Raw genomic sequence first — 8,528 nt, 5'->3', positions numbered from 1 at the left:
GTCACGTGTTGTGGATAACTTTATCGAAGGTTTATTCACTGGTCTCGACGGGCTCGACCACCGGGGCGGGCGGGGTCTCGACGGGCTCGACCACCGGGGTGGCTCGACCACCGGGGTGGCGGGGTCTCGACGGGCTCGACCACCGGGGTGGCGGGGTTTCGACGGGCTCGACCACCGGGCGGGCGGGGTCTCGACGGGCTCGACCACCGGGGTGGCTCGGTCTCGACGGGCTCGACCACCGGGGTGGCGGGGTCTCGACGGGCTCGACCACCGGGGTGGCTCGACCACCGCGGCGGGTTCGGCTGCCCCGGACGCTAGCCTGCGACCGCCAACCGGTGTTCACTGAGGGCATGAGATCGATTTGGAAGGGCGCGATCACCTTCGGACTCGTCAATGTGCCTGTCAAGGTCTACAGCGCGACTGAAGACCACGACGTCGCCCTGCATCAGGTGCACGACAAGGACGGCGGGCGCATCCGCTATCAGCGTCGGTGCGAAGTTTGCGCACAGGTCGTGGACTACGCCCACATCGACAAAGCCTGGGACGACGGCGACCGCACGGTGATCCTCACCGACGCCGACCTGGCCTCCCTGCCGGCCGAGCGGAGCCGGGAGATCGACGTGGTCGAATTCGTGCCGAGCGACCAACTCGACCCGATGACCTTCGAGCGCAGCTACTACCTCGAACCGGACGGTTCATCGCCGAAGGCTTATGTGCTGCTGCGGCACGCGCTGCAGGCAACCGACCGCACCGCGATCGTGCGATTCGCCCTGCGCCAGAAGACCCGGCTTGGGGCTCTCCGGGTGCGCGGCGACGTACTGCTGCTGCAGTCCCTGCTCTGGGCGGACGAGATCCGGGTGGCGGACTTCCCCGCCCTCGACGAGAGGGTGCGCATCTCGGCCCAGGAGCTGGACCTCTCCGCCGCACTGGTCGAGTCGTTCGCCTCAGACTTCTCGCCCGGCGATTTCCGGGACGATTACCAGGACCAGCTGCGGGAGCTGATCGAGGCGAAGCTCGCCGCCGGCGACACGGTCGACACCAGCGTCACGTTCGGCCGCGCGCCGGGGGAGGGCGCGGAAGGCGCGGAGGGCGGCGGGGAAGTGCTCGACCTGATGGAGGCGCTCCGGCGCAGCGTCGAACGGAGCCGGGCCAGGACCGAAGCCGGCAGCCGGGGCCGACCGGGGCAAGGCGATGCGGCCCCCCGCACCGGAGCATCCGCGGGCTGACGGGATGCCGCGCTCCGCATCGGGGAACGCCTCGCTAGACTCGGGAATTGTGAGCGCGGCAGAGGAACGACAGGTCAGTTCGAGGGTGGTGACGGTGCCCAATCTCCTGAGCATGCTGCGGCTGGCCCTGGTGCCCGTCTTCCTCGTCCTATTGATCCGCGGCGAGGATTCCTGGGCACTGCTCGTGCTCGTCGTGGCCTCCACCTCGGACTTCCTCGACGGGTTCCTCGCCAGGCGGTTCAACCAGATCACCCGGCTCGGCCAGCTGCTCGACCCGGCGGCCGACCGCCTCTATATCTTCGCGGCGCTGCTCGGGCTGGCTTCTCGCGGCCTCGTTCCCTGGTGGATCGTGCTCGTCGTCGTCGGGCGGGATGTCTTCCTCCTCGGCCTTGGTGTCGTCCTGGCCAACTTCGGTTTCGGGCCTCTCCCTGTGCACCAGCTCGGCAAGCTCGCCACCTTCTGCCTGTTCTACGCGCTGCCGATGATCATGCTCGGACAGGCCTTCCCGATGCTGGCGTGGTGGTCAGGTCCGGTGGGCTGGGCCTTCGGGATCTGGGGAGCCTTTCTTTACTGGTGGGCGGGGATAATCTACGCAATCGAAGCCGCCAGGGTGATTCGGCTTTCGCGCGCAAAATCGCCCGCCCAATCCGATACGCTGGAGGGGTAGGAGGTGTACGGTGATCGATTCCAAAAAGACGAATGAACCCCAGAGCGAGGGCACGCCAGAAAACTTCGCCAACACCGACACGACGATGACGTTCAGCCAGGAGTTCGCGGCCCAGCTGGCCGCCCTCGACGGCGATGTCACGACGGAGGAGCAGGAGGCCATCGCGGCGCTCCCCTCCGGGTCGGCACTGCTCGTGGTGCGTCGCGGTCCGAACTCCGGGGCACGTTTCCTGTTGGACGCCGACGTCACCACCGTCGGACGCCACCCCAACGCGGACATATTCCTCGACGACGTCACCGTCTCCAGGCGGCACGCCGAATTCCTCCGCCACGGTCGCAAGTTCGAGGTGAAAGACCTCGTTTCACTCAACGGAACCTACTTCGACGGCGTCCGGATCGAATCGGCGCTTCTGCACGACGGCGCAGAGGTCCAGGTCGGCAAGTTCCGGCTCACGTTCTACGCCTCGCGGCTCGACCTTCCGCCACTGGCGAGCGACTAGTGCCTGCGTCCTCCGCCCAGGCCAGGCAGCCGGGCGCGACGTCACTCTTGAGCATCGGACAGGTGCTGGCACGGCTGACCCCGGAATTCCCGGACCTCACTCCCTCGAAGCTGCGATTCCTCGAAGAGCAGAAACTCGTGTCCCCGGCCCGGACCGAGTCCGGATACCGCAAGTTCTGCGCCGGGGACCTCGACCGCCTGCGGTTGATCCTGTCGATGCAGCGCGACCACTACCTTCCGTTGAAGGTCATCCGGGGCTACCTGGAAGACCTGGACAATGGGCTGACCCCGACCCTGCCCGGGGGGGTGACCCCCGGCCCCTCGATGCTCTCGAACGTGCGCCGGCTGAGTCGGGACGAACTCCTGCGCGAGGCAGGAGCAGCCGCCACGCTTCTTCACGACGCCGTTTCCGCGTCGATCATCCTCCCGGCCGACGTCTACGGGGACGACGCGCTCGGCGTGCTGCGCGCTCTCGTCGAGTTGCAGCGCAGCGGCATCGAACCGAGGCACCTCCGTGGTTTCCGGGGTGCCGCCGAGCGTGAACTCGGCCTGATCGAAAGCGCCCTGGTACCGCTCTCGCGTCGGCGGGACGCCTCGAGCCGCGCGAAAGCCGCCGAAATGGCGGTCGAAATCGCCGGCCAGCTCGAGGTGATTCGAGGCAGCCTGATCCGTTCCGCGCTCGGGCGCCTCACCAAATAGGCCGTACACTGGAGTCCGACGCAGGCTCGCTGAGTCCCGCCGGGCGCGACCCGAGTTTTCCTCCCATCCGACACGCCGATTCGTTCTGACGGATGTCATTGATCAGGGCCGTTCGCCTCGGTAGCGTTGACACAGCGATCATCGGTATCGCAGACACCCCCGAGAGGCGATCGTATGAGTGAACTCAACCAACGTGACGACGCCTCCCGTTACGGACTCGGACTTCTGTTCACCGACGGGATGCCGGAGCTCGACGAGCATTCCGGGTACCGCGGCGCCGTGGCGGCCAGGGCCGCCGGTATCAGCTATCGCCAGCTGGACTACTGGGCACGCACCGAACTGGTCCAGCCGACCGTGCGCGGCGCAGCCGGATCCGGCTCCCAACGACTCTACGGCTTCCGCGACATCCTGGTCCTCAAGCTCGTCAAACGCCTGCTCGACACGGGCATCTCGCTCCAGCAGATCCGCACCGCCGTCAACCAGCTGCGCGAATCGGGAGTCAGCGACCTCGCCCAGACCACGCTGATGAGCGACGGCGCGAGCGTCTACCTGTGCACCTCCAACGACGAGGTCATCGATCTCGTCAGCCGCGGCCAGGGTGTCTTCGGCATCGCCGTCGGCAAGGTGCTGCGTGAGGTCGAGACCAGTCTCGTCGAGCTGGACACCCAGACCGTCGACCCGTCCGACGATCTCGCCGCCCGCCGGGCCAGCCGCAAGGTCTCCTGACCGTTCGGTTCCCTCACCGCACGACCTCGGAGGCCCTGCCTCTCGGTGGTCGAGCTTGTCGAGACCCCGCAGCCGGTCGGCCGTGCGAACCGGTCAGCGCTGTTCGGCGTATTCGCCGATGCGCGCGGTGCGCAGCACCCGCTCCAGCAGCTGGTCGAAGTAGCGCGCCATCTCCTGTGCGCTATCGCCCGGCCACGTGTGCAGCGGCTTCGCGGCACCCTGTGCCTGTTGGAGGGACGTGCGCTCGGGTAGCTGGGGGCTGAGCACGAGCGGGCCGAACATGTCGCGGAGTTCCTTGATCCGGAACTGGTGCTCGAGTGAGGCGGTCCTGGCCCGGTTGACGATGATGCCGAGGGGCTGGAGGCGGGGGCTCAGGCCACGACGGATCTCCTCGATCGCCCGCAGCGCACGGTCTGCCGCCGCGACGGAGAACAAGCCAGGTTCGGTGACCACGGCGACGCGGTCGCTGGCGGCCCAGGCGGTGCGGGTGAGGGCGTTGAGCGAGGGCGCACAGTCGATCAGGACGAGGTCGTAGTCCTTCTCGACCGTCGACAACGCCTCTTCCAGTTTCCAGATGTCGCGGATGCTGGGGTGCGGCCCGTCGAAATTGATCGCCGAGGGGCTGCCGATCATCACGTCGATCGTGCCCTGCCTGCCCCGGGTCCACCCGCTGGGCACGATGGAGGCGCGCACGACCTTCTCCTTGGGGGACGCGAGGACGTCGGCGATGTTGAGGTGCCCGTTCACCTCGATGTCCATACCGGTCGAGACATCCGACTGGGGATCAATGTCCACAACCAGGGTTCGTACGCCGCGGGCGAAGGCAGCAGACGCCAGACCAAGGGTCACCGTGGTCTTGCCTACTCCTCCCTTGAGGGAGCTAACGCTTAGTACGTGCACAAGTAGATACGTTACCTTCACTAGTCTGGGAGAACCTAACCGTCAGCTGTGTGCGGCTCCACGCTCGAAAGGTCTGCATGTTCACGAAAATTCTAGTTGCCAACCGCGGGGAAATCGCGATTCGTGCGTTTCGTGCGGCCTATGAACTCGGTGCCAAAACCGTGGCGGTGTTCCCCTTCGAAGACCGCAACTCGCTTCACCGGCTGAAGGCCGACGAGGCCTACCAGATCGGCGAGCCCGGGCATCCGGTGCGTGCGTACCTCACCGTGAGCGAGATCATCCGGGTGGCCAGGGAGAGCGGCGCCGACGCCATCTATCCAGGCTACGGCTTCCTCTCCGAGAATCCCGAACTGGCCCTCGCCGCCCGTGAAGCCGGCATCACCTTCATCGGACCCGGCGCGCACGTGCTCGAGATGGCCGGCAACAAGGTCACCGCGAAGGAACACGCGATCGCGGCCGGCGTGCCGGTGCTGGGGTCCAGCGCGCCGTCCCGCGACGTCGACGAGCTGATCGCATCGGCCGAGGCCATCGGCTTCCCCATCTTCGCCAAGGCCGTCGCCGGCGGCGGCGGGCGCGGCATGCGCCGGGTCGCCAAGATGAGCGAACTCCGCGGCTCCCTCGAGGAGGCGATGCGGGAGGCGAACAGCGCCTTCGGCGACCCGACCATGTTCCTCGAACAGGCCGTTCTTCGACCCCGCCACATCGAGGTGCAGATCCTCGCCGACACGACCGGCGCCACCGTGCACCTGTTCGAACGCGACTGCTCGGTGCAGCGCCGGCACCAGAAGGTCATCGAGATCGCCCCGGCGCCGAACCTCTCCGACGAGATCCGCCAGCGCCTCTACGCGGACGCGATCGCCTTCGCCAAGTCGATCGGCTACGTCAATGCCGGAACGGTCGAGTTCCTCCTCGACACCGTCGGCGAGCGGGCCGGTCAGCACGTGTTCATCGAGATGAACCCGCGGATCCAGGTCGAGCACACCGTCACCGAGGAGGTGACGGATGTCGACCTCGTCGTCGCGCAGATCCGCATCGCCGCGGGGGAGACCCTCGCCGACCTCGGCCTGACCCAGGACAAGATCCAGCTCCGCGGGGCAGCCCTGCAGTGCCGGATCACGACGGAGGACCCCACCATGGGCTTCCGGCCGGACACCGGCAAGATCACCACCTACCGCTCGCCCGGCGGCGCCGGTGTGCGCCTCGACGGTGGAACCATCAACCCCGGCGCGCAGATCAGCCCGCACTTCGACTCGATGCTCGCCAAACTGACCTGCCGCGGCCGTGACTTCACCTCCGCCGTGACCCGCTCCAAGCGCGCCCTGGCCGAGTTCCGCATCCGCGGGGTGTCGACGAACGTCTCCTTCCTGCAGGCTGTGCTCGACGACCCCGACTTCGCCGCCGGCAACCTGAGCACCTCCTTCATCGACGAGCGACCGGAGCTGCTCCGCGGCCGGGCGTCGAAGGACCGTGGCACGAAGATCCTGAACTGGCTGGCCGATGTGACGGTCAACAAGCCCAACGGCGTGCCGATCACCCTGCTGAACCCGGCCGAGAAGCTGCCGAAGCTCGACCTGTCCGTTCCGGCCCCGGCCGGCTCGCGCCAGCGCCTCCAACTTCTCGGTCCGGCGGGGTTCGCCGCCGACCTGCGCGCGCAAAAGGCCCTCGCCGTCACCGACACGACCTTCCGTGACGCGCACCAGTCGCTGCTGGCGACCCGGGTGCGCACCCGCGACCTCGTCGCGGTCGCCCCCTACGTGGCACGGATGACCCCCGAGCTGCTCTCGATCGAGGCCTGGGGCGGAGCCACTTACGATGTGGCCCTGCGCTTCCTCGGCGAAGACCCGTGGGAACGCCTCGCATCGTTGCGCGAGGCGCTGCCGAACATCAACGTGCAGATGCTGCTCCGCGGCCGGAACACCGTCGGCTACACGCCGTACCCGGTCGAGGTGACCCACGCGTTCGTGCGTGAGGCCTCCGACACCGGCGTCGACATCTTCCGCATCTTCGACGCCCTCAACGACGTGTCCCAGATGCGCCCCGCGATCGACGCGGTGCTCGCGACCGGCACCAGCGTGGCCGAAGTGGCCCTCTGCTACACGGGCGACCTGCTCGACCCGGCCGAACCCCTGTACACCCTCGACTATTACCTGCGGCTCGCGGAACAGATCGTGGAGTCCGGCGCGCACATCCTCGCGATCAAGGACATGGCCGGGCTGCTCCGCCCGGCGGCCGCCGAGACGCTCGTGGCGGCCCTCCGTGACCGGTTCGAGCTCCCGGTGCACGTGCACACGCACGACACGCCGGGCGGCCAGCTGGCGACCCTGCTCGCCGCGGCGCGCGCCGGCGCCGACGCGGTCGACGTCGCCAGTGCCCCGATGGCCGGCACCACGAGCCAGCCCTCCGCCTCCTCGCTCGTCGCCGCGCTCGCCCACACCGAACGCGACACGGGCATCTCGCTCAAGGCCGTCTGCGACCTGGAGCCGTACTGGGAGGACGTGCGCCGGGTCTACCACCCCTTCGAATCGGGCCTCCGCGCCCCGACCGGCCGGGTCTACACACACGAGATCCCCGGCGGCCAGCTCTCCAACCTGCGCACCCAGGCCGTCGCGCTCGGCCTGGCCGACGACTTCGAGCTGATCGAGGACATGTACGCAGCGGCGAACATCATCCTCGGCCGCGTGCCGAAGGTCACCCCGTCGTCGAAGGTGGTCGGCGACCTCGCCCTCTACCTCGCCGCGGTGCGCGCCGACCCCGCCGACTTCGCCGAAAACCCCGGCAACTACGACGTGCCGGACTCCGTGATCGGCTTCATGGCCGGGGAACTGGGCGACCTGCCCGGCGGCTGGCCCGAACCGTTTCGCAGCAAGGTGCTGGCCGGGCGCAACATCCGCATCGGCGTCACCGAGCTCACCGCGGACGAGCGCGACGCGCTCGGCAAGGACAGCCTGACCCGCCGGGCCATGCTCAACCAGCTGCTCTTCCCCGCGCCGACCCGCCAGTACGAGCAGATCCGCGAACTGTTCGGGGACCTGTCGGTGCTCGACACCGTCGACTACCTCAACGGGCTTCAGCAGGGCACGGAGCACGCCGTCGAGATCGCCAAGGGCGTGCGGCTGTACGTGGGCCTCGAAGCCATCAGCGAGGCAGACGACAAGGGCATGCGCACGGTCATGACGACGCTCAACGGGCAGCTCCGCCCGGTGTTCGTGCGCGACCGCAGCATCACCGTCAGCACCAAGGCGGCGGAGAAGGCGGATGCGAACCGGCCGGGCCAGGTTGCCGCCCCGTTCTCCGGGGTGGTCACCCTGCAGGTCGAGGAGGGCGACACGATCGAGTCCGGACAGAGCGTCGCGTCGATCGAAGCGATGAAGATGGAAGCGGCGATCACCTCTCCCATCAGTGGCGTCGTCGACCGGGTCGCGATCCCCAAGACCCAGCAGGTGGATGCGGGCGATCTGCTCGTGGTGGTGCGACCGCGCTAGGATTGGGGCCGATCTATCGACGAAGGGACGGGTCTTTTGTCAGATAAGCGCGCAGGCAGCGAGGCCTCCGACCAGGAGCCCTCCTTGTCGCCTGGTACCGGTCCCGGCGACGAGTACAACAGCGAATTGCCGCCGCACACGATTCACAACCTGGCGGCCGCCCTTCCGGGGAACCTCGACGGGCGAGCGGATGCGTCCCTGTCGGCCCGCGCCGCAGCCGGCGACCGTCCGGGCGGCGTCGGCGGGGCCAGGGCGGTGAACGCGGGCGCACACCCGACCACGCACACGGTCGAGATCAGCACGCCGGGGGTGCCCCGCGCCGCCCGGCCG

8 protein-coding genes are annotated in these 8,528 nt (G+C 68.3%); 7 read left to right on the top strand and 1 reads right to left on the bottom strand.

The features are described 5' to 3' along the window. Positions 1-350 precede the first annotated feature (350 nt). The 5 genes from ku (at position 351) to E3T48_RS00245 (ending at position 3,816) form a co-directional block, all read left to right on the top strand. Positions 351-1,226 carry a non-homologous end joining protein Ku gene (ku, locus tag E3T48_RS00265; protein WP_134521899.1) on the top strand — a complete coding sequence of 292 codons (876 nt, stop codon included), beginning with the start codon at positions 351-353 and terminating at the stop codon, positions 1,224-1,226. A 49-nt stretch (positions 1,227-1,275) separates the two neighbouring features. After that, on the top strand, positions 1,276-1,893 hold the full coding sequence (locus tag E3T48_RS00260; protein ID WP_255455789.1) for a CDP-alcohol phosphatidyltransferase family protein: 618 nt from the start codon (positions 1,276-1,278) through the stop codon (positions 1,891-1,893). Positions 1,894-1,978: 85 nt separating this feature from the next. Continuing rightward, positions 1,979-2,392, top strand: coding sequence for an FHA domain-containing protein (locus tag E3T48_RS00255; protein ID WP_134521900.1), 414 nt, complete (start codon positions 1,979-1,981; stop codon positions 2,390-2,392). Further along, a complete protein-coding gene (ftsR, locus tag E3T48_RS00250; RefSeq protein ID WP_134521897.1) occupies positions 2,392-3,090 on the top strand; it encodes a transcriptional regulator FtsR in 699 nt (232 codons plus the stop codon). The genes E3T48_RS00255 and ftsR overlap by 1 nt, the downstream gene beginning before the upstream one ends. A 174-nt stretch (positions 3,091-3,264) precedes the next feature. After that, a complete protein-coding gene (locus E3T48_RS00245; protein ID WP_134521896.1) occupies positions 3,265-3,816 on the top strand; it encodes a MerR family transcriptional regulator in 552 nt (183 codons plus the stop codon). Positions 3,817-3,909: 93 nt separating this feature from the next. Here the strand turns inward: E3T48_RS00245 and E3T48_RS00240 are convergent, their stop codons facing one another. Continuing rightward, positions 3,910-4,716 carry a ParA family protein gene (locus tag E3T48_RS00240; RefSeq protein WP_134521895.1) on the bottom strand — a complete coding sequence of 269 codons (807 nt, stop codon included), beginning with the start codon at positions 4,714-4,716 and terminating at the stop codon, positions 3,910-3,912. A gap of 77 nt (positions 4,717-4,793) precedes the next feature. On the opposite strand from E3T48_RS00240, the gene E3T48_RS00235 reads away from it, so the two are divergent. Next, positions 4,794-8,198, top strand: coding sequence for a pyruvate carboxylase (locus E3T48_RS00235; RefSeq protein ID WP_134521894.1), 3,405 nt, complete (start codon positions 4,794-4,796; stop codon positions 8,196-8,198). 84 nt (positions 8,199-8,282) lie between these two features. Further along, positions 8,283-8,528: hypothetical protein (locus E3T48_RS00230; RefSeq protein WP_134521893.1), on the top strand; the 246-nt coding region annotated here is incomplete at its 3' end.

The sequence above is a fragment of the Cryobacterium fucosi genome (genome assembly GCF_004403515.1).
In the GTDB taxonomy this organism is placed as follows: domain Bacteria; phylum Actinomycetota; class Actinomycetes; order Actinomycetales; family Microbacteriaceae; genus Cryobacterium; species Cryobacterium fucosi.
Note: the sequence above shows the minus strand (reverse complement) of the source record. Positions and strands in the feature narration are given on the sequence as shown.

What these genes read in the sequence shown, in the direction of transcription:
- E3T48_RS00245 (WP_134521896.1), top strand. Translation starts at nt 3,265, where the DNA reads ATGAGTGAACTCAACCAACGTGACGACGCCTCCCGTTACGGACTCGGA.
- E3T48_RS00255 (WP_134521900.1), top strand. Translation starts at nt 1,979, where the DNA reads ATGACGTTCAGCCAGGAGTTCGCGGCCCAGCTGGCCGCCCTCGACGGC.
- ku (WP_134521899.1), top strand. Translation starts at nt 351, where the DNA reads ATGAGATCGATTTGGAAGGGCGCGATCACCTTCGGACTCGTCAATGTG.
- E3T48_RS00235 (WP_134521894.1), top strand. Translation starts at nt 4,794, where the DNA reads ATGTTCACGAAAATTCTAGTTGCCAACCGCGGGGAAATCGCGATTCGT.